The following is a 17653-nucleotide window of genomic DNA, read 5'->3' as shown; positions in this document are numbered from 1 at the left end:
GAACAACGTGATGCATGCAAAAAAACTCGCTATCGCTGTTGCGGGCATGGCGCTGGCCAGCTTCCCGACGTCCATTTCCGCCGAGCTTCCGGCGGGCGCCAAGGCCCCGATCTTTGCCACCCAGGGTGCGATTGCCGGAGAGAGCTTCAATTTCGACCTCAAGGAAGCGCTCAAGAAGGGCCCGGTTGTCCTGTATTTCTATCCCAAGGCCTTCACCCAGGGCTGCACGCTCGAGGCCAATGCCTTTGCCGAGGCGATGCCCGATTTCGAGGCCGCAGGGGCGACGGTAGTCGGGATGTCGGCTGACGACTTGCCAACCTTGAAGCGCTTCTCGACCGAAGAATGCCGCGACAAGTTTGCCGTTGCGATGGCCGACAGCAAGCTGATCAAGGCCTATGATGTTGCATTCGTCATGAACGGGGAAGATACCGGCCTGTCGGACCGGACCAGCTATGTCATCGGCAAGGACGGCACGATAGTGATGTCCTATTCCAATCTCGACTGGCGCGAGCATGTCAGCAGGACTCTGGCAAAAGTGAAGGAATTGAAGAGCAAAGGGTGATCCCGGGACGATCCGCCGCCTCTTCTTTACAAACACCTGACTTCCGCTAAGCGGTCGGCTCCTATTTGCGGAGACAATGGCCATGCGTGCCGAAGGGCAGGCCCATATCGACAGGATCGAAGCCGCGCTGGAGCTTGTGCGCCGGTCGCTCGACTGGGAGCGCGCATTGCGGCGGCTCGATGAACTCAACGCGCGGGTCGAGGACCCGAACCTGTGGGACGATCCCAAACAGGCCCAGGCCATCATGAGCGAGCGCGGCAGGCTCGATTCCGCCATCGGGACCGTGCGCGAGATCAGTCAGGAGATGGCAGATGCCATCGAGTTCGTCGAATTGGGCGAGGCCGAAGGCGACGATGCGACGGTGAGCGAAGGTCTCGATACGCTGGCGAAGCTCGCCGAACGGGCAGACGCCGACAAGGTCCAGGCGCTGCTCTCGGGCGAGGCCGACAGCAACGATACCTATATCGAAATCCACGCCGGCGCGGGCGGCACGGAAAGCCAGGACTGGGCGGAGATGCTGCTGCGGATGTACACCAGGTGGGCCGAACGCCATGGCTACAAGGTCGAGATCGTCGATTACCATGCCGGCGAACAAGCCGGGATCAAGTCGGCGACGCTGCTGGTGAAGGGCGAAAACGCCTATGGCTACGCCAAGACCGAAAGCGGCGTGCATCGCCTGGTCCGGATTAGCCCCTATGACAGTTCCGCGCGGCGCCACACCAGCTTTTCGAGCGTGTGGGTCTTTCCGGTGATCGACGACGATATCGATATCCAGATCAACGAGGGCGATCTGCGGATCGATACCTATCGCGCTTCGGGCGCGGGCGGCCAGCACATCAACACGACCGACAGCGCGGTGCGGATCACGCACATTCCCACCGGGATCGTTGTCGCCAGCCAGCATGACCGCTCGCAGCTCAAGAACCGCGTCACCGCGATGAACATGCTCAAGGCGCGGCTATACGAAGCGGAGTTGGCCAAGCGCGAAGCGGTGGCCGCAGGCGAATATGAGGAAAAGACCGAAATCGGCTGGGGCCGCCAGATCCGTTCCTATGTCCTCCAGCCCTACCAGATGGTGAAGGACCTGCGCACCGGCGAGACTTCCAGCAGCCCCGACGATGTGCTGGATGGGGCGCTGGACGATTTCATCTCGGCCGCGCTCGCCCAGCGCGTGACCGGCGAAACCGTCGACGTGGAGGACGCGGATTAGGCCTTTGGCCCGATACCGCCTTGGTCACCCCGAAGAATGCATTTTGCCAAGCCGCCGGCGAGTCGGTAATGGCGCAGGCAATGTTGCGACCGATCTTCCTGGTACTGCTGGCCTTGCCGCTGGCGGCGTGCGATTTATTCGGCTCGGGCGACGACGATCGTCCCGAGACCTCGCTCGATTTCCCGCGCGCCTATCGGCCGGTTTCGGCGGCCGGCGCCACCAGCGTATCGAGCGAACAGGCGCGCGACGATCGCCGCGAAGCGTCGACGGTGATGGAACTTGCCAGGATCGAGAGCGGGATGACGGTTGCCGATATCGGCGCGGGTGAGGGCTATTATACGGTGAGGCTTGCCGCCCAGGTTGGTCCGACCGGAAGGGTGCTGGCGCAGGACATCAATGCCGTGGCCCTGCAACGCCTCGGCAGCCGCGTCGAACGCGAAGGGCTCGACAATGTGTCGATCAAGCCAGGAGCGCAAGATGACCCGCGGCTGCCGGCCAACAGCTTCGACCGGATCTTCATGGTTCACATGTATCACGAGATCACCGAGCCCTATGCATTCCTGTGGCGGTTGCGGCCGGCGCTCAAGGAGGGTGGGCAGGTGATCGTCGTCGATGTCGATCGACCGACCGACCAGCACGGAATTCCGCCCAAATTGCTGTTTTGCGAATTCGACCGTGTGGGCTTTCGCCTTGTCGAATTTGTGCGTAAGCCGGAATTGGCTGGCTATTATGCGCAATTCGAAGCACTGGGCGACAGGCCCGAGCCATATGATATAGAACCATGCATGCAGCCGGGTGACGACTCACAAGAGCCCGATGGCTGAACAGGGCGTATAGCTTAAGGACGTACATGAGTTTCAAGGGGTTACGGCCGATCCGATATGGTGGCCGCGAGGTCTGGCCGCTGATTGAAGGCGGGAAGGGCATTTCCGCCACGAACCACCTCAGTTCCGGGGCCTGGGCGGCTGCCGGAGGGGTCGGCACGGTGAGTGCCGTCAATGCCGATTCGTATGATTCCGAAGGCAAGATCATCCCGCAGATCTACGACCAGCTGACCCGCAAGGAGCGGCATGAGCAATTGATCCGCTATGCGATCGACGGGGCGGTAGAGCAGGTCCGGCGCGCCTATGACATCGCCAACGGCCGCGGCGCGATCAACATCAACGTGCTGTGGGAAATGGGCGGGGCGCAGGCCGTGCTGGAAGGTGTCCTGGAACGCACCAGGGGCCTCGTCACCGGCGTGACCTGCGGTGCCGGCATGCCTTACAAGCTCGCCGATATCGCAGCGCGATTCAACGTCAACTACCTCCCGATCATCAGCTCGGCGCGTGCCTTCCGCGCGTTGTGGAAACGCTCCTACAACAAGGTCGCGGAACTGATGGCGGCGGTTGTCTACGAGGATCCCTGGCTCGCCGGCGGGCATAACGGGCTCTCGAACGCCGAGGATCCGACCAAGCCCGAAGACCCCTATCCGCGCGTCAAATTGCTGCGCGAGACCATGCGCGGCGAAGGCATTTCGGACGAAGTGCCGATCGTGATGGCCGGCGGCGTGTGGTTCCTGCGCGAATGGGATCACTGGATCGACAATCCCTCGCTCGGCCAGATCGCCTTCCAGTTCGGCACCCGCCCGCTGCTGACGCACGAAAGCCCGATCCCCCAGCAATGGAAGGACCGATTGCGAGAGCTGGAGGAAGGCGATGTGCTGCTGCACCGTTTCTCGCCGACGGGATTCTATAGTTCCGCGGTCAAGAATCCGTTCCTCAGGAATCTCGAAGCGCGCAGCGACCGCCAGATTCCCTATTCACGCGTGGAAGCGGGCGAACACACCGTCCAGCTCGACGTTGGCGTACGGGGCAAGAATTTCTGGGTCACGCCCAAGGACCGCGAACGGGCCCGGGGCTGGGTCGCCGCGGGTTACACAGAAGCTCTCAAGACGCCGGACGATACCGTGGTGTTCGTCACTCCGGATGAACGCGCAACGATTCGCGAAGACCAGGCCGGCTGCATGGGCTGCCTGTCGCATTGCGGCTTCTCGTCATGGAAGGACCATGACGATTTCACCACCGGCAGGCTGGCCGATCCGCGCAGCTTCTGCATCCAGAAGACGCTGATGGACATCGCGCATGGCGGTTCGATCGAGAACAACCTGATGTTCGCCGGACATGCGGCCTACCGCTTCAAGCAGGACCCGTTCTATTCGAACAATTTCACCCCGACGGTGAAGGAACTGGTCGACCGGATTTTGACCGGGGATTGATGAACGACGACAGCGACTGGCCTCCCGCGCTCTGGCGATTGTTGCCCGAGCTGGCAAACGCGATCCCGCTGCTGCTCAACCCGCTGAAGCCGACGCCTACTTGCGACGCGGATGGGCGGGGCTTTCCGGTACTGGTGATCCCAGGAATTGCTTCTGGCGATGAATCGACCGTTCAATTGCGCCGTGCATTGAAGCGCAGCGGGTTTCGACCATACGGCTGGAAGCAGGGGTTCAATCTCGGGTTTCGCGAGGGTCTGCTCGAAAAGCTCGAGCAACACATCATTGGGATCGAGAAGAAGGAAGGCCGTGCGCCGATCCTGCTGGGGTGGAGCTTGGGCGGCTTGTTCGCCCGCGCGCTGGCTCACCGCGTCCCGCAGCATGTTGCGATGGTGGTGACGCTGAGCAGCCCGTTTTCCGGAAGCCCCAAGGCGAACCGAGCCTGGCGGCTCTATGAATTGATCGGCACCCACAAGGTCGGCGACATTCCGCCCGGAGTCGAATTCGCCGCCAAGCCGCCTGTGCGGACCATCGCCGTGTGGACCAAGCGCGACGGGATCATCGCCCCGGCCTGCGCGCGCGGCTCGTCCGAACAATCGGACAAGCGGATCGAGTTGGATGTTACCCACTTCGGGTTTGGTGGGACGACCCGCGGCGTCAGGCAGGTGGTCGACCTGTTGTCGGCCAACCTACCGGATTAGGGTCCGAAACCTAAACGGCTATTCCGTCGTCTTCCCGTCGAAATGCTCGTGGCTGGCCCTGGCCTCGTCGCAGGTCTTGTGGACCGTTCCGTCGATATGCTCGGGCGGCCCGTAGATCGTGTAGAGCTTGAGCGGATTGCTTCCGCTGCAGATCACGTTGTGCCGCGCGCCCTGGGGCACGATCACTGCGTCGTCGGCGCGCACGATATGGTCGGTACCATCGATCGTAATCTTGCCGGTGCCGGATTCGATCCGGAAAAACTGGTCGCGATCCTCGTGCGTTTCGGCGCCGATTTCCTCCCCCGGCTGGAGCGTCATCAGCACCAGCTGGAGATTGTGCCCGGTGTAGAGCACTCGCCTGAAGTCGGTATTTTCGAGCGTCAGCGTCTCGATATCGTCGGCAAATCCCTTTTTCATGAAAAATCCTCCTGAACTCGCTGCCGCCAATGTAATGCGGGCCGCAGGCTTGTTAAACGCCCACGGCCCGCAAATTGCCGATTGGAGTGATCGGTTGCGTTGATCTCGATCAGTCGAACTCCCAGCCGCGCTCGCCGTGGCTGGTGATGTCGAGGCCTTCGCGTTCCTCGTCTTCGCTCACCCGCATCGGGAAGACCTTCGAAACCAGGAAAGCCAACGCTGCGGTGGCCACGAGCGACCAGACCGCGACGGAGATCACGCCAAGTGCCTGGGCCCCGATCATTCCGACCATGTTCATGCCCTCCGCGTAGCCCGCCCCGGCAAAAATCCCGAGCATGCTGTTACCCGAAAGGAAGACCGCGAGCATCATCGAGCCGAGCATCCCGCCAATGCCGTGCACGGCAAACACGTCGAGCGAGTCGTCGATCGTGAGTTTCTGCTTCACCAGCTGGATCGCGCCGAAGCAGACGGTCCCGGCAGCGATACCGAACAGGATCGCGGCGGCCGGCGAGATGAAGCCCGCGGCAGGCGTTACCGTCGCAAGGCCTGCGATTGCCCCGGTCGCGAAGCCGACGCTGGTAGGCTTGCCGACCGTAAGGCGCTCGACCAGGATCCAGACCAGCGCCGCGGCACTGGCCGCGGCATGGGTGTTGAGGATCGCCGACGAGGCACCATGCGATGCGGTCAAGGCCGAGCCGCCATTGAAGCCGAACCAGCCGACCCACAGCAGCATCGCGCCGATCATGGTCAGGCCCGGCGCATGGGGCAGCATCAGAGTCTTCGGAAAGCCGTCGCGCTTGCCGAGCATCAGGGCGATCACCAACGCCGACAGACCGGCTGTGGTGTGGACGACAATGCCGCCAGCGAAGTCGAGCACGCCGAAACCGGCGAGCCAGCCGCCGCCCCATACCCAGTGCGCAACCGGGGCATAGACCACCAGGCCCCACAGGGCGCAGAATCCCAGCACCCAGCCGAACCGCGCACGGTCGACCCACGCGCCGACCATCAGCGCCGGGGTGATCGCGGCAAAAGTCATCTGGAACAGCGCGAAGGTGCTCTCCGGGATCGAGAGGCCGTCGCGTACCGCGTCGAGATTGCCGAGGAACCAGGCGTTGGTACCGCCAAGCAAGCCATTCCCGACAGTGCCGAACGCCAGCGAATATCCGAGCACGATCCATAGCAGCGAGGCGACCCCGGCGATGGCGGCGCATTGGAGCGTTACCGAAAGGAAATTCTTGGCTCTGACCAGCCCGCCGTAGAACAGGCTCAGGCCCGGGAGTGTCATCAGGAGGACGAGCGCCGCCGAGACGAGGATCCACGAGGTGTCGCCACTGTCCGCCGCGACCTGGGCCAACTCGTCCTGCGCCAGCGCGGCAGTTGGAAATGTGGCAGCGCCAATCGCTGCAATAGCCTTGCGAAACATCCTCGATTCTCCCCTGTGTCCGCTTTCCGGACCCGTCTTCCGAACGTGGTCTAGGACAGAACCGGCGGTTTCGACAAGCCGCGGATGAGAGAATTCACAATGAGGCTCGCCGGACCCCCCAAACCGCGATCAGGCGAGATCGATAACCACCCGGTCCGGCGGAGAATGACCATCCGCCCATGACTGGATGTTGGCGATGATCTTCTCCCCTGCCGCGGTCCTGCCCTCAAGCGTGGCGCTGCCCAGATGGGGCAGGGCGACCACATTGGGCAGGTCGATAAGGCGCTGGTCGACATTGGGTTCGCCATCAAAAACATCGAGACCGGCTCCGCCAAGTTTCCCGGATTCGAGCGCCCCGATCAACGCCTCCTCGTCGATCAGGTCTCCGCGCCCGCTGTTGATCACGAATGCCCCGTCCTTCATCGCTGCAATCCGAGTTCCGTTGAGCAGCCTGCGGGTTTCCGGCGTGGCGGGACAGTTGAGCGAAAGATAGTCCGAGTTAGCGATCAGGTGGTCGAGGTCGGGAACGAATTTCGCGCCGAGGATCGTCTCGAGCGCATCGGGCAAACGCCGGCGATTGCTGTAATGGATCACCATCCCGAAGGCACGCGCGCGGTGGGCGAGCGCCTGGCCGATCCGTCCCATGCCCACGATCCCCAACACCTTGCCGCGCAAACTCCGGCCCAGCATCGCCGAAGGGTACCAGCCTTCCCATTCCCCCGCTGCGACCATCCGGATTCCCTCCGAAAGCCTGCGCGAGGCGCACAGGATCAGCGCCATGGTGATATCGGCCGTGTCCTCAGTGAACACGCCCGGCGTGTTGGTCACCATGATCCGGCGTTCCTGGCATGCCGCCAGGTCGAGATGGTCGACGCCCGCGCCGAAATTGGCGATCAGCCTCAGCCGGTCGCCGGCCGCCATGATCATGTCTCGCTCGATCCTGTCGATCACGCAAGGGACGAAGACGTCGCAATCCTGCATCGCCGCGACCAGTTCCTCGCGGCTGAAACGGTGATCGTCGGGGTTGAGAACCGTATCGAACAATTCGCTCATGCGGGGCTCGACCCCCGGCAAGCGCCTGGTGACGATAACCCGAGGCTTGCCCACGATCCTGCGGGCCGAAGTCAATGTCTCATCGGTCATCCGACCCGCGCTATGCGGCAGCACATTTCCGGTCAAGCATTGGCTTCACGGCTTGAAGCAGAGGGTTCGCAACAGGTAGGTAAGTCACATGCGATTCTTGCGCGCCTTGTTGCTCCTTCCGCTTTTCCTGCCGTCCGTTTCGACCCTGCACGCGCAGGAGCGGGAGGTCCCCTATTGGGCGTCGCTGCGCTCCGATGAAGTCAACATGCGGGTTGGGCCAAGCGGCGACTACCCGATCGACTGGGTCTATCATCGGCAATTCCTGCCAGTGAAGGTGATCAGGACGCGCGAAGGGTGGCGGCTGGTACAGGATTGGGAAGGCACGCAGGGCTGGATGTCCGCAAGCCTGCTGAGCCCTGACCGAACCGCGCTCGTGATCGGCGAAGGCCTGGCCGCCATGCGCGGTTCGCCGGATGCGCAAGGCGCACTTAAATGGAACGCCGAACCAGGCGTTGTGGGAACGCTCGGCAAGTGCGAAAATGGCTGGTGCGAATTCGACGTCGGAGGCCGCAAGGGCTGGGTGCTGCAGGAGCGCCTGTGGGGAGCCGGCGAACCCTGACAGGAAAAGGGCGGCGCAATGGCCGCCCTTTCGATCCTGGCCGATCTATTCCATGCCTTCTTCCGGTGCCGCTTCGGCAATGCGGACGACCGTTGCCTGGGTTCCATCGGGTCGCGTGGAGATCCAGCTGCCGTCTTCGGCGGCATCGCCGAACGAAAGGCAGATTTCCGCTTCGTCTCCTGCTTCCGTGGCGGCCGGATCGTAGCAATATTCGCGGCCGGTCATGACAAAGGTCCCGGCGGTTTCGCTGCCATCTGCCATGACCGCCGAATAGGTCGAATCATCGACATTGGTCCAGGTCATCACCGTGCCGTCGGGATTGGTGACCGTATAGCTGCCGACCACCGGCCCGCCGTCCGGCACGTCCGCGGCAACCACTTCAGGCTCCTCTGCAACCGGCTCTTCAACCGGCTCGGCCTGGCACCCGGCAATGGCCAAGACTCCTGCAATCAATGCAATCTTTTTCATGACGATGCTCTCCATGTTTTGCGGTCGACTTGGCGAACCTGGTTCGATCAAGAGAATGCCAATAGAGCATCGGGCGGAAGCAGTCCAACAGACCGCTCCCGCCCGATTGATGCTCAAGTCCTAGGCAGCGGGAGTCTCTGCCACAGCCACGTGCGGCGTGACCGTCACCGGATCGCCTTCGTCGGGCGTTGCGGTGAATGAGCCGTCAGCTCCGGGTGCGGTTTCGGTATAGCACATCGCGGTTGCGCCTTCGGTCGTCGGCGAGAAGCAGGTCTTGCCATCGGTCACCGCCCAGGTCCCTTCGGCAATCACCGCACCGCTGGCATCGGTATCGGTATAGGTGCCATCGGCGTTGAGCGTGCTGGTGGTCACCGTTCCATCGGGCGCGGTCGCATCATAGACGCCTGCCGGCGATCCGTTGGCCGTGACCATGGCGGCCGGTTCGGGCTCCTCTACCACCGGCTCTTCAACCGGTTCGGCCTGGCACCCGGCAAGCGCCAATACTCCAGCGATCAGAATAAGCTTTTTCATGACATTTCCCCCGTTAGCGGAGCGGGGAAAATATCATGGATGCATGATTGGTCCTAACGAAGAATGTGTACCGGCCAGCGCCGGAACTACATCAGTTCGACCGCCACCGCCGTGCCCTCGCCGCCGCCGATGCACAGGCTGGCTATGCCGCGCGTCTTGCCCTGTTGCCTGAGCGCGTTGACCAGCGTGACGATGATCCGCGTGCCGCTGGCGCCGATCGGGTGGCCGAGCGCGGTCGCACCGCCATTCACGTTGATCTTGTCGTGCGGGATGCCGAGATCGTGCATCGCGAACATCGCGACGCAGGCAAACGCCTCGTTGACCTCGAACAGGTCGACATCGGCAATGCTCCAGCCGGTCTGGTCGAGCACTTTCCGGATCGCGCCGACCGGGGCGGTGGTGAACAGCTTCGGATCGTGGGCATGGGCAGCCATCCCGACGATCCTGGCGACCGGCGCCAGGCCCTTGTCCTTGGCAACGCTTTCACGCGTGATGACCAGCGCGGCCGCCCCATCGGAGATCGAGCTGGAGGTCGCCGCGGTGATCGTCCCGTCCTTGGCGAAGGCCGGGCGCAGGGCGGGGATCTTCTCCGGGCGGCCCTTGCCGGGTTGCTCGTCGATCTCGACCACGACATCGCCGCCGCGCGTGGAAATCGTGACGGGCACCACCTCGTCGGCGAACGCGCCGCTGGCGATCGCGGCATTGGCGCGGCGCAGGCTCTCGATCGAATATTCGTCCATCGCCTCGCGGGTCAGCTGGTATTGGTTGGCGGTTTCCTGTGCGAACGATCCCATCGAGGTACCCGCGTCGTAGGCGTCTTCCAGCCCGTCGAGAAACATGTGGTCATAGGCCGTGTCGTGCCCGAGCCGCGCGCCGCCGCGATGCTTCTTCAAAAGGTATGGCGCATTGGTCATGCTTTCCATCCCGCCCGCGACGACGACATCGACCGTTCCCGAGGCGAGCGCTTCGGAGCCCATGATCACGGTCTGCATGCCCGATCCGCAGACCTTGTTGACCGTCGTCGCCTGCGCCGATTGCGGCAGGCCGGCCTTGAGCGCGGCCTGGCGGGCAGGGGCCTGGCCAAGCCCGGCGGGCAGGACGCAGCCCATATAGACCCGGTCGATATCGTCGCCGGAAACACCGGCGCGCTCGACCGCGGCCCTGACCGCGGTCGCGCCAAGGTCGGTTGCCGAAGCGTCCGACAGGGCGCCTTGCATGCCGCCCATCGGCGTGCGCGCATAGGAAAGAATAACGATGGGGTCGTTGGCGGAAAACTGGGACATGGCCTGGCTGCTGCCTTTCATGCTTGGAAAGGGTGAGGGGGTGTGAGCCATCTAATGTTGCGACGCACAATTGGCAACCTTGCCAAGCGCGACAGGAAGAGCCTGCTCAATCCTTGCTGAATGCAAATTCGGAAAACCTGCCCATGATATATGCCCAATATTCGAGATTGTCCTCAAGCAACGCGGCCGACATGCCGCCGTCCTCAAGATCGATGTCCATTTCGATCACTGGATCGTCCTCGTTGTCGATATAGACCCGGCCGAAGCGGTTATCGCGGTTGTAGGCGTTCATTTCCGTCAGAGTCGGTGAATTGTCGGTAATGAAGCCCGCGTATAACTGGATCGTCTTGCAGTTTTGTCCGCCATCGTCGCAGCCATAGAAGAAGACGCGAAACGGCAGGCCGCCGCTGGAGCTCTGGATGAAAGGGGTACCGGATTCCAGCTCATCCACTTCAGCGCGGTAGCCGGCATCGCGCATGACATTGGCAACCATCTCCGGATCGGCCACGATCTGGGCATATGCCGGAACTTCCATCGTCAGCAGGGGCAGTGCGGCAAGGGCTGCAAAGAATCGAACAATCATATGTCCTCCAGCGCGTATTGCAGCCTCACACCTCGCACACGGCGCAGCGCTTTCCAATCCGCGATTGCAGCTTCCTCTGCGGCAAGATGGCGGCGAAGACAGCACGCACGGACGAGCTCCTATATGGGTACGGGCGCAAGACGGAGTTGCGACGGGATCGAAACCGGTGAAGGAGGCAATTTCGCAATTGCCTCGATAAGCGATCGGGAATGGTCGGTTTCGCGGGTTCCTGGGTGGGTGTCGAATTCATGCGCAAGCTAATAGAGTGCAGCATCCTCGTCGCCGGCGCATTATCGATTGCCGGCTGTGCCGACTCGATGCTTCCGCCGCCCACCGCTCAAGCGCCGAGTGCCTGGCGACCGGTCGATCCAGCGACCGGCCAGATGTCGGACGTCGCGTCGCTGGAGGACCTCGCGCTCGCGTTTCCCGACAGCGGATCGGTGCATCTGCGTCTGCTCAACGCCTATCTCGAGGCCGAGAATCTGGCTGCGGCGGGCGATCAACTCAATTGGCTGTCAGATCGTGGCTATCGCTTCGGCACAAACGCCCGCACCCGATTGCAATCGATCTTTGCCGGGGCCGACCCGAAGCAAATTGCCAAGTGGATAGCAGAATCCGACCCGCAGCTCGAAACAAGCGAATTCATCGCCGAGGTTCCCGGCGAAGCGCTGCTGGTGGAGGGACTTGCCGTCGATCCCCACGACGGAAGCCTTGCCGTAGCCGCGCTCGTCTCGCGTGAAATCTGGCGAATCGGGGACGGGGATTGGGAATCCCGGCCGATGGAAGGCCTTGGCAATCTCAGCGGAATTGCCGTGGATCCGGCGGGCGGCATCTGGCTGGCGGCGGGCAATCTGGGGATGCTCCCCGCAGGCGAGCAGGCTTTCGCCGGCCTGGTGAAGATCGGCAGCGATTCCGCGGGTCCAGCCAGGTTTCCGGCTCCTGCCGGCGTGAACCTGTCGGATATCGCTGTGGGCAAGGATGGCGCGGTCTATGCCAGCGACCCGCTCGCGGGAGGAATCTACCGCCTTGCGCCCGGCGCAGACGCGATCGAGGAGCTGGTGCCGCCCGGCAATCTTCGGTCGCCCCAGGGACTGGCGGAAGGCGCCGACGGACGATGGCTCTATGTCAGCGACTATCGCTACGGCCTTGCCGCGATTGACCTGGCGAGCGGGAAAATACGCCGGGTGGCGACCGAGCTACCTATTCTGCTCGACGGGATCGATGCGCTGATCCGTCACGGCGAAGAACTGATCGCCGTCCAGAACGGGACCAGCCCGATGCAGCTCGTCGCGTTCGAAATCGGCGAAGACGGCTTGTCGGTCACCGGCCGCCGGGTGCTGGAGCGGGCGCATTCGCTCTGGACCGAGCCGCTCGGTGCCGCGGTTCATGGCAACACGCTCTATTATGTCGCGACCGGTCAATGGGACCGGTTCGAGGACGGCGGTGTCCTGAAGGAAGGGCTTGAACCCCGGCCAACCGCGATCCGCGCGATCCGATTGGGGGATTGAGCCGGGAATATCCCGAAAATGCCCCGTTCCGCCTTGCAGTCGGCAAGGGCAGCGCCTAGAGGCGGGCCGACTCTTCAGACTCCTGCAGGAACCATTCGTGGTCGATCTGTCCGAATATCTTCCGATCCTGATCTTCCTTGTCATTGCCCTCGGTCTCTCGGCGGCCTTTGTGTTCCTGCCGATGGGAGTGGCGCGGTTGACCGGCGCGCATAATCCCCAGGCCGAGAAGCTGAGCGAATATGAGTGCGGCTTTCCCGCGTTCGAGGATCCGCGCAGCCAGTTCGACGTCCGCTTCTACCTGATCGCGATCCTGTTCATCATCTTCGATCTCGAAGCGGCGTTCCTGTTTCCCTGGGCGGTCAGCCTCGATCTCACCGGATGGCCGGGCTGGATCACCATGATGATCTTCCTGTTCGAACTCCTGGTCGGCTTTGCCTATGCCTGGAAGAAGGGAGCGCTCGAATGGGAGTGAACGAAACGATCCCCGCGGCGCGGCCCGGCGATGTGAAGCAGCCCGACCAGGACCTTTTCAACGCGCTCTCGGCCGAAGTGAGCGACAAGGGCTTCCTTGTTACTTCGACCGAGGATTTGTTCCACTGGGCGCGCACCGGCTCGCTGTGGTGGATGACCTTCGGCCTCGCCTGCTGCGCGGTCGAGATGATCCATGTGAACATGCCGCGCTATGATCTCGAGCGCTTCGGCGCCGCGCCGCGCGCCAGCCCGCGTCAGTCGGACGTGATGATTGTCGCCGGGACGCTGTGCAACAAGATGGCCCCGGCGCTGCGCAAGGTCTACGACCAGATGTCGGACCCCAAATACGTGATCAGCATGGGCAGCTGCGCCAATGGCGGCGGCTATTACCATTACAGCTACAGCGTTGTGCGCGGCTGCGACCGCATCGTGCCCGTGGACATCTACATTCCCGGCTGCCCGCCAACCGCCGAGGCGCTGCTCTACGGCGTGATGCAACTCCAGCGGAAGATCCGCCGGGTGGGGACGATCGAGCGGTAAGATGGCGGCCATCGTTCACTCCGCACCCAGGATCGCCGAGATCGAGGGGATCGCCGACACGCTCGCCAGGGCGCTTGGCGACATGCTCATCCATGCGAAGGAAGAGCATGGCGAGATTGTGCTGGGGGTCGAGCGCGAGCGGATCGAGGATGCGCTGCGGCTGTTGCGCGACGAGCACGAATACCAGCAGCTGATGGAAATCGCGGGCGTCGATTATCCGCAGCGCGAAGAGCGCTTCGAGGTCGTCTATTGCCTGCTCAGCCTGACCAGGAACCACCGCATCATGGTCAAGTGTCGCGCGGCGGAGGATACGCCGGTGCCGACCGCCACCCTGCTGTGGCCCAATGCCGGGTGGCTCGAGCGCGAAGTGTTCGACATGTATGGCGTGCTGTTCGACGGCAACACCGATTTGCGCCGGATCCTCACCGATTACGGCTTCGAGGGCCATCCCCAGCGCAAGGACTTCCCGCTCACCGGCTACCAGGAACTGCGCTATTCCGAGGAAGAGAAGCGGGTGGTCTATGAGCCGGTCGAACTGGCCCAGGATCTGCGGCAATTCGATTTCATGAGCCCGTGGGAAGGCGCCCAATATGTCTTGCCGGGCGACGAGAAGGCCAAGGAGCCCGAGATCGACACGCCCAAGGTGACCGAAAGCACGAAACAGACCGGAGCTGGACCTAACGCCGAGAAGAACGCTGCGAAGGGGACCGACGCCAATCCGCCCAAGATGGACGATGCGGAGGACGAGGAATGAAGATCGTGCGCCTTTCATCGCTCGCACTGATTGCATTCGCCGGAGCGAGCCTGTCGGCCTGCAACCTCGTCAAGCAGCCCGAGCCGGAATATGAGGCGCCGGAAGGTACGACGGTGGTTCCGGTCGACCAGGCCCGCGATGTCCCGCTCGACGAGGCCGGCCAACCCAAGGACAAGGGCGAAGGCCCGGTTCTGCAGGCGCTCGGCAGCCTTTCCGGCGTCGATCTCGGTCCGCGCCAGGGCGGCTGCACCTTCCAGCACCAGGACGGGCGCGACCTGTTCATCACCGGGGCGGCGGCGTCCGAAGGCGTGATCGCGCGCGGCGCGGTCCGGACCGAGGGTGTGATCGTCAATCTCGCGTCGCAGGACGAAATCGGGATCGAGGGTCTCAAGGCCGGGCCGGTGCTCACCGATGGCAAGATCTTCGTCCAGGTCCGCCGGGCTGCGGGTCCGGGCGAAGTGAAGGGCGGCGTGACCCAATGGAACGCCAATCTCGGCGTATCCGACCTTGAAGGCAACCAGCGGATCTATTCGCCGGGAAGGTGGGTCTGCGCATGAGCATGCAGCTCGAACAATCCCCGACCACCGGTGACGAGGTCATCACCAATTACACGATCAATTTCGGGCCGCAGCACCCGGCGGCGCATGGCGTGCTGCGGATGGTGATGGAGCTCGACGGCGAGATCATCGAGCGGATCGATCCGCATGTCGGCCTGCTCCACCGCGGGACCGAGAAGCTGATCGAACACAAGACCTATCTCCAGGCGCTGCCCTATTTCGACCGGCTCGATTACTGTTCGCCGCTCGCCATGGAGCATTCCTATGTGCTGGCGATCGAGAAACTGCTCAATCTCGAAGTGCCGGAGCGCGGACAATACCTCCGGGTGCTGTTCGCCGAGTTGACCCGCATCTGCAACCACATGCTCAATATCGGCAGCCATGTGATGGATGTTGGCGCGATGACCCCGAACCTGTGGCTGTTCGAGATCCGCGAGGATTGCCTCAATTTCTTCGAACGGGCCGCCGGGGCGCGGATGCACATGGCCTGGTTCCGCCCGGGCGGTGTGCACCAGGATGTCCCGCAGGCATTGCTCTACGACATCAACAAATGGCTCGATACGCGCCTGCCGCGGCTGTTCGAGGATGCGATGAGCCTGGTGGTCGACAACCGCATCTTCAAGCAGCGCAATGTCGATATCGCGGTGGTTTCGAAGGAAGACGCGGTCGCCTGGGGCTTCTCCGGCCCGATGATCCGCGCTGCCGGCGTGCCGTGGGACCTGCGCAAGAGCCAGCCTTACGACGTTTACGAGCGGATGGATTTCGAGATCCCGGTCGGCACCAATTCGGATTGTTATGACCGGTTCATGGTCCGCGTCGAGGAAGTCCGCCAGTCAGCCCGGATCATGAAGCAATGCCTTGCGGACATGCCCGAAGGCCCGGTGTGCAGCGACGACAGGAAGGTGGTTCCGCCCAAACGCGCCGAGATGAAGCAGTCGATGGAAGCGCTGATCCACCACTTCAAGCTCTACACCGAGGGCTTCCACGTGCCCAAGGGCGAGGTCTATGTCGCCACCGAAAGCCCCAAGGGCGAATTCGGCGTCTACCTGGTCAGCGACGGCAGCAACAAGCCCTACCGCTGCAAGATCCGCCCGACCGCGTTTAGCCACCTGCAGGCGATGGACTTCATGTCGAAAGGCCACATGCTGCCCGACGCGACCGCCATCCTCGGCGCGATCGACGTGGTGTTCGGGGAGTGCGACCGGTGAGGGCCGTCATCGCTCTTCTCCTGCTCGGTGTGTCGGTGCCGCTGCATGCTCGCATCTCGGGTGACGAGCACGCCGCTGCGGAGGCCTTCAAGGCCGCCGTGCGCGGTGAGCGTGAGTTCAGCACGGAATTCATGGTCAAGCCGCCTGCGGACGAAGAGCGGGCCTACCTGCTGAATCTCGGTTCTTGCGATGCCAGCGAAATGGACGAGGGATGGGACGATTCCGTCCAAATCGTCTGGTCCTGCAACATGGATGGTCAGCGGTTCCAGAAGGCTGTCAACCTGTGGATAGAAGATGGTAGGATCGCACGCGTTGGCGTCTTCGATTGCATCAATCTGGAGCGAAAGAGGCGCTGCCATGGCTGAGCGTCATCTCGCCCCCGATACGCCCGAGCTGCGCGCGCAATACGCGAATTGGGCCTTCACGCCTGCCTGGGACGCCAGGGCCAAAAGCGCGATTGCCCAATATCCCGAAGGCCGCCAGCGCTCGGCGGTGATGGCGCTGCTCGATTATGCCCAGCGCCAGATCGGCGAGGAAACCAATACCCAGGGCTGGCTGCCGATCCCGGTGATGGAATATGTCGCGGCCTATCTCGATATGCCGGTGATCCGTGTGCTCGAGGTTGCGAGCTTCTACACCATGTACAACCTCGTCCCGGTGGGGAAATTCCATGTCCAGGTGTGCGGCACCACGCCCTGCATGCTGCGCGGCTCTGACGACATCATGGACACCTGCAAGAAGCGCGGGATGAAGAAGGGCCACACCACCGAAGATGGGTTGTGGACCCTCACCGAAGTCGAATGCATGGGCAATTGCGCGACCGCGCCGATGGTCCAGATCAATGACGACAATTACGAAGACCTGACCGCCGAACGGATGGATCACATCCTCGACGAGCTCGCGGCCGGTCGCCAGCCCAAGACCGGCACCCAGGAGCCCGGCCGCCACACTTGCGAACCGCTCGGCGGGCCGACCACGCTCAAGGAGATGGTCGCCGAAAACCACGATTACCGGGGGGAATGGTGATGCTCCAGGACAAGGACCGCATCTTCACCAACCTCTACGGCTTCCAGCACTGGGGCCTGAAAGCGGCGCAGGCGCGCGGCGATTGGGACGGCACCAAGGCGATCCTCGCCAAGGCGCAGGACGATATCATCGAGGAAATCAAGGCGTCCGGCCTGCGCGGACGCGGCGGGGCGGGTTTCCCGACCGGCATGAAGTGGAGCTTCATGCCCAAGGAGTCGAAGGACGGCCGGCCGAGCTTCCTCGTCATCAATGGCGATGAATCCGAGCCCGGCAGCTGCAAGGATCGCGAGATCATCCGCCACGATCCGCACAAGCTGATCGAAGGCGCGCTGATCGCGGGCTACGCGATGCGCGCGCGCGCCGCCTATATCTATGTCCGCGGCGAATTCATCCGCGAGGCCGAAACGCTCTCTGCTGCAGTCAGGGAAGCCTATGAGGCGGGCCTGTTGGGCAAG

21 protein-coding genes and 1 pseudogene are annotated in these 17653 nt (G+C 63.0%); 15 read left to right on the top strand and 7 right to left on the bottom strand.

Going from position 1 to position 17653, the window contains the following annotated elements; translation table 11 throughout:
• Nucleotides 1–10: 10 nt before the first annotated feature.
• From AC16XC_RS05670 to AC16XC_RS05650, 5 genes are all read left to right on the top strand, one after another.
• On the top strand, nucleotides 11–562 hold the full coding sequence (locus AC16XC_RS05670) for a peroxiredoxin (protein WP_484033673.1): 552 nt from the start codon (nucleotides 11–13) through the stop codon (nucleotides 560–562).
• Nucleotides 563–644: 82 nt separating this feature from the next.
• On the top strand, nucleotides 645–1772 hold the full coding sequence (prfB, locus tag AC16XC_RS05665) for a peptide chain release factor 2 (RefSeq protein ID WP_484033690.1): 1128 nt from the start codon (nucleotides 645–647) through the stop codon (nucleotides 1770–1772).
• A gap of 80 nt (nucleotides 1773–1852) precedes the next feature.
• Nucleotides 1853–2596, top strand: a complete 744-nt coding sequence (locus AC16XC_RS05660) for a class I SAM-dependent methyltransferase (protein ID WP_484033672.1) — start codon at nucleotides 1853–1855, stop codon at nucleotides 2594–2596.
• Nucleotides 2597–2622: 26 nt separating this feature from the next.
• A complete protein-coding gene (locus AC16XC_RS05655; RefSeq protein ID WP_484033671.1) occupies nucleotides 2623–4029 on the top strand; it encodes an NAD(P)H-dependent flavin oxidoreductase in 1407 nt (468 codons plus the stop codon).
• A complete protein-coding gene (locus AC16XC_RS05650) occupies nucleotides 4029–4727 on the top strand; it encodes an esterase/lipase family protein (protein ID WP_484033670.1) in 699 nt (232 codons plus the stop codon). Before AC16XC_RS05655 ends, AC16XC_RS05650 begins: the two co-directional genes overlap by 1 nt.
• An 18-nt stretch (nucleotides 4728–4745) precedes the next feature.
• Here AC16XC_RS05650 and AC16XC_RS05645 read toward each other — a convergent pair whose 3' ends face one another.
• From AC16XC_RS05645 to AC16XC_RS05635, 3 genes are all read right to left on the bottom strand, one after another.
• Nucleotides 4746–5144: a cupin domain-containing protein gene (locus AC16XC_RS05645; RefSeq protein ID WP_484033669.1), complete on the bottom strand. Its 399-nt coding sequence runs from the start codon at nucleotides 5142–5144 to the stop codon at nucleotides 4746–4748.
• 109 nt (nucleotides 5145–5253) lie between these two features.
• Nucleotides 5254–6567 (bottom strand): ammonium transporter, encoded by a 1314-nt coding sequence (locus AC16XC_RS05640; RefSeq protein WP_484033668.1) that lies wholly within the window; start codon nucleotides 6565–6567, stop codon nucleotides 5254–5256.
• Between the two features lie 129 nt (nucleotides 6568–6696).
• Nucleotides 6697–7710 carry a 2-hydroxyacid dehydrogenase gene (locus tag AC16XC_RS05635; RefSeq protein WP_484033667.1) on the bottom strand — a complete coding sequence of 338 codons (1014 nt, stop codon included), beginning with the start codon at nucleotides 7708–7710 and terminating at the stop codon, nucleotides 6697–6699.
• An 88-nt stretch (nucleotides 7711–7798) separates the two neighbouring features.
• On the opposite strand from AC16XC_RS05635, the gene AC16XC_RS05630 reads away from it, so the two are divergent.
• On the top strand, nucleotides 7799–8269 hold the full coding sequence (locus AC16XC_RS05630; protein WP_484033666.1) for an SH3 domain-containing protein: 471 nt from the start codon (nucleotides 7799–7801) through the stop codon (nucleotides 8267–8269).
• A gap of 45 nt (nucleotides 8270–8314) precedes the next feature.
• Here the strand turns inward: AC16XC_RS05630 and AC16XC_RS05625 are convergent, their stop codons facing one another.
• The 4 genes from AC16XC_RS05625 to AC16XC_RS05610 form a co-directional block, all read right to left on the bottom strand.
• A complete protein-coding gene (locus AC16XC_RS05625) occupies nucleotides 8315–8752 on the bottom strand; it encodes a hypothetical protein (RefSeq protein ID WP_484033665.1) in 438 nt (145 codons plus the stop codon).
• A gap of 105 nt (nucleotides 8753–8857) precedes the next feature.
• Entirely contained in the window at nucleotides 8858–9268 is a 411-nt protein-coding gene (locus AC16XC_RS05620; protein ID WP_484033664.1) for a hypothetical protein, read from the bottom strand.
• Nucleotides 9269–9354: 86 nt separating this feature from the next.
• Nucleotides 9355–10551, bottom strand: a complete 1197-nt coding sequence (locus AC16XC_RS05615) for a thiolase family protein (RefSeq protein WP_484033663.1) — start codon at nucleotides 10549–10551, stop codon at nucleotides 9355–9357.
• A gap of 106 nt (nucleotides 10552–10657) precedes the next feature.
• Nucleotides 10658–11086 carry a YbjN domain-containing protein gene (locus tag AC16XC_RS05610; protein WP_484033662.1) on the bottom strand — a complete coding sequence of 143 codons (429 nt, stop codon included), beginning with the start codon at nucleotides 11084–11086 and terminating at the stop codon, nucleotides 10658–10660.
• A gap of 296 nt (nucleotides 11087–11382) precedes the next feature.
• On the opposite strand from AC16XC_RS05610, the gene AC16XC_RS05605 reads away from it, so the two are divergent.
• The 9 genes and pseudogenes from AC16XC_RS05605 to AC16XC_RS05565 all read left to right on the top strand — a co-directional run.
• Nucleotides 11383–12642, top strand: a complete 1260-nt coding sequence (locus AC16XC_RS05605; RefSeq protein WP_484033661.1) for a Vgb family protein — start codon at nucleotides 11383–11385, stop codon at nucleotides 12640–12642.
• Nucleotides 12643–12739: 97 nt separating this feature from the next.
• Entirely contained in the window at nucleotides 12740–13114 is a 375-nt protein-coding gene (locus AC16XC_RS05600; RefSeq protein WP_484033660.1) for an NADH-quinone oxidoreductase subunit A, read from the top strand.
• Nucleotides 13105–13653, top strand: a complete 549-nt coding sequence (locus tag AC16XC_RS05595) for a NuoB/complex I 20 kDa subunit family protein (protein WP_484033659.1) — start codon at nucleotides 13105–13107, stop codon at nucleotides 13651–13653. Before AC16XC_RS05600 ends, AC16XC_RS05595 begins: the two co-directional genes overlap by 10 nt.
• A 1-nt stretch (nucleotide 13654) precedes the next feature.
• The gene (locus AC16XC_RS05590) at nucleotides 13655–14407 is read left to right on the top strand and encodes an NADH-quinone oxidoreductase subunit C (RefSeq protein ID WP_484033658.1); all 753 of its coding nucleotides are present in this window, start codon (nucleotides 13655–13657) and stop codon (nucleotides 14405–14407) included.
• Nucleotides 14404–14964 carry a hypothetical protein gene (locus tag AC16XC_RS05585; RefSeq protein ID WP_484033657.1) on the top strand — a complete coding sequence of 187 codons (561 nt, stop codon included), beginning with the start codon at nucleotides 14404–14406 and terminating at the stop codon, nucleotides 14962–14964. The genes AC16XC_RS05590 and AC16XC_RS05585 overlap by 4 nt, the downstream gene beginning before the upstream one ends.
• Nucleotides 14961–16172, top strand: a complete 1212-nt coding sequence (locus AC16XC_RS05580) for an NADH-quinone oxidoreductase subunit D (RefSeq protein WP_484033656.1) — start codon at nucleotides 14961–14963, stop codon at nucleotides 16170–16172. The genes AC16XC_RS05585 and AC16XC_RS05580 overlap by 4 nt, the downstream gene beginning before the upstream one ends.
• Nucleotides 16169–16537 (top strand): hypothetical protein, encoded by a 369-nt coding sequence (locus AC16XC_RS05575; RefSeq protein WP_484033655.1) that lies wholly within the window; start codon nucleotides 16169–16171, stop codon nucleotides 16535–16537. The genes AC16XC_RS05580 and AC16XC_RS05575 overlap by 4 nt, the downstream gene beginning before the upstream one ends.
• Nucleotides 16530–17198: an NADH-quinone oxidoreductase subunit NuoE gene (nuoE, locus tag AC16XC_RS05570; RefSeq protein ID WP_484033654.1), complete on the top strand. Its 669-nt coding sequence runs from the start codon at nucleotides 16530–16532 to the stop codon at nucleotides 17196–17198. The genes AC16XC_RS05575 and nuoE overlap by 8 nt, the downstream gene beginning before the upstream one ends.
• A pseudogene (locus AC16XC_RS05565) lies at nucleotides 17198–17653 on the top strand (NADH-quinone oxidoreductase subunit F); the annotation flags it as partial. The gene nuoE and the pseudogene AC16XC_RS05565, both read left to right, overlap by 1 nt.

This window comes from Candidatus Andeanibacterium sp., from assembly GCF_057143545.1.
The sequence above is the reverse complement of the archived record's forward strand: the minus strand, read 5'-3'. Positions and strand labels throughout refer to the sequence as shown.

Bases quoted from the DNA above. Each gene is read 5' to 3' on its own strand.
- AC16XC_RS05670 (WP_484033673.1), top strand. From the start codon at position 11: ATGCATGCAAAAAAACTCGCTATCGCTGTTGCGGGCATGGCGCTGGCC.
- prfB (WP_484033690.1), top strand. From the start codon at position 645: ATGCGTGCCGAAGGGCAGGCCCATATCGACAGGATCGAAGCCGCGCTG.
- AC16XC_RS05660 (WP_484033672.1), top strand. From the start codon at position 1,853: ATGTTGCGACCGATCTTCCTGGTACTGCTGGCCTTGCCGCTGGCGGCG.
- AC16XC_RS05655 (WP_484033671.1), top strand. From the start codon at position 2,623: ATGAGTTTCAAGGGGTTACGGCCGATCCGATATGGTGGCCGCGAGGTC.
- AC16XC_RS05650 (WP_484033670.1), top strand. From the start codon at position 4,029: ATGAACGACGACAGCGACTGGCCTCCCGCGCTCTGGCGATTGTTGCCC.
- AC16XC_RS05645 (WP_484033669.1), bottom strand. From the start codon at position 5,144: ATGAAAAAGGGATTTGCCGACGATATCGAGACGCTGACGCTCGAAAAT.
- AC16XC_RS05640 (WP_484033668.1), bottom strand. From the start codon at position 6,567: ATGTTTCGCAAGGCTATTGCAGCGATTGGCGCTGCCACATTTCCAACT.
- AC16XC_RS05635 (WP_484033667.1), bottom strand. From the start codon at position 7,710: ATGACCGATGAGACATTGACTTCGGCCCGCAGGATCGTGGGCAAGCCT.
- AC16XC_RS05630 (WP_484033666.1), top strand. From the start codon at position 7,799: ATGCGATTCTTGCGCGCCTTGTTGCTCCTTCCGCTTTTCCTGCCGTCC.
- AC16XC_RS05625 (WP_484033665.1), bottom strand. From the start codon at position 8,752: ATGGAGAGCATCGTCATGAAAAAGATTGCATTGATTGCAGGAGTCTTG.
- AC16XC_RS05620 (WP_484033664.1), bottom strand. From the start codon at position 9,268: ATGAAAAAGCTTATTCTGATCGCTGGAGTATTGGCGCTTGCCGGGTGC.
- AC16XC_RS05615 (WP_484033663.1), bottom strand. From the start codon at position 10,551: ATGTCCCAGTTTTCCGCCAACGACCCCATCGTTATTCTTTCCTATGCG.
- AC16XC_RS05610 (WP_484033662.1), bottom strand. From the start codon at position 11,086: ATGGAAGTTCCGGCATATGCCCAGATCGTGGCCGATCCGGAGATGGTT.
- AC16XC_RS05605 (WP_484033661.1), top strand. From the start codon at position 11,383: ATGCGCAAGCTAATAGAGTGCAGCATCCTCGTCGCCGGCGCATTATCG.
- AC16XC_RS05595 (WP_484033659.1), top strand. From the start codon at position 13,105: ATGGGAGTGAACGAAACGATCCCCGCGGCGCGGCCCGGCGATGTGAAG.
- AC16XC_RS05590 (WP_484033658.1), top strand. From the start codon at position 13,655: ATGGCGGCCATCGTTCACTCCGCACCCAGGATCGCCGAGATCGAGGGG.
- AC16XC_RS05585 (WP_484033657.1), top strand. From the start codon at position 14,404: ATGAAGATCGTGCGCCTTTCATCGCTCGCACTGATTGCATTCGCCGGA.
- AC16XC_RS05580 (WP_484033656.1), top strand. From the start codon at position 14,961: ATGAGCATGCAGCTCGAACAATCCCCGACCACCGGTGACGAGGTCATC.
- nuoE (WP_484033654.1), top strand. From the start codon at position 16,530: ATGGCTGAGCGTCATCTCGCCCCCGATACGCCCGAGCTGCGCGCGCAA.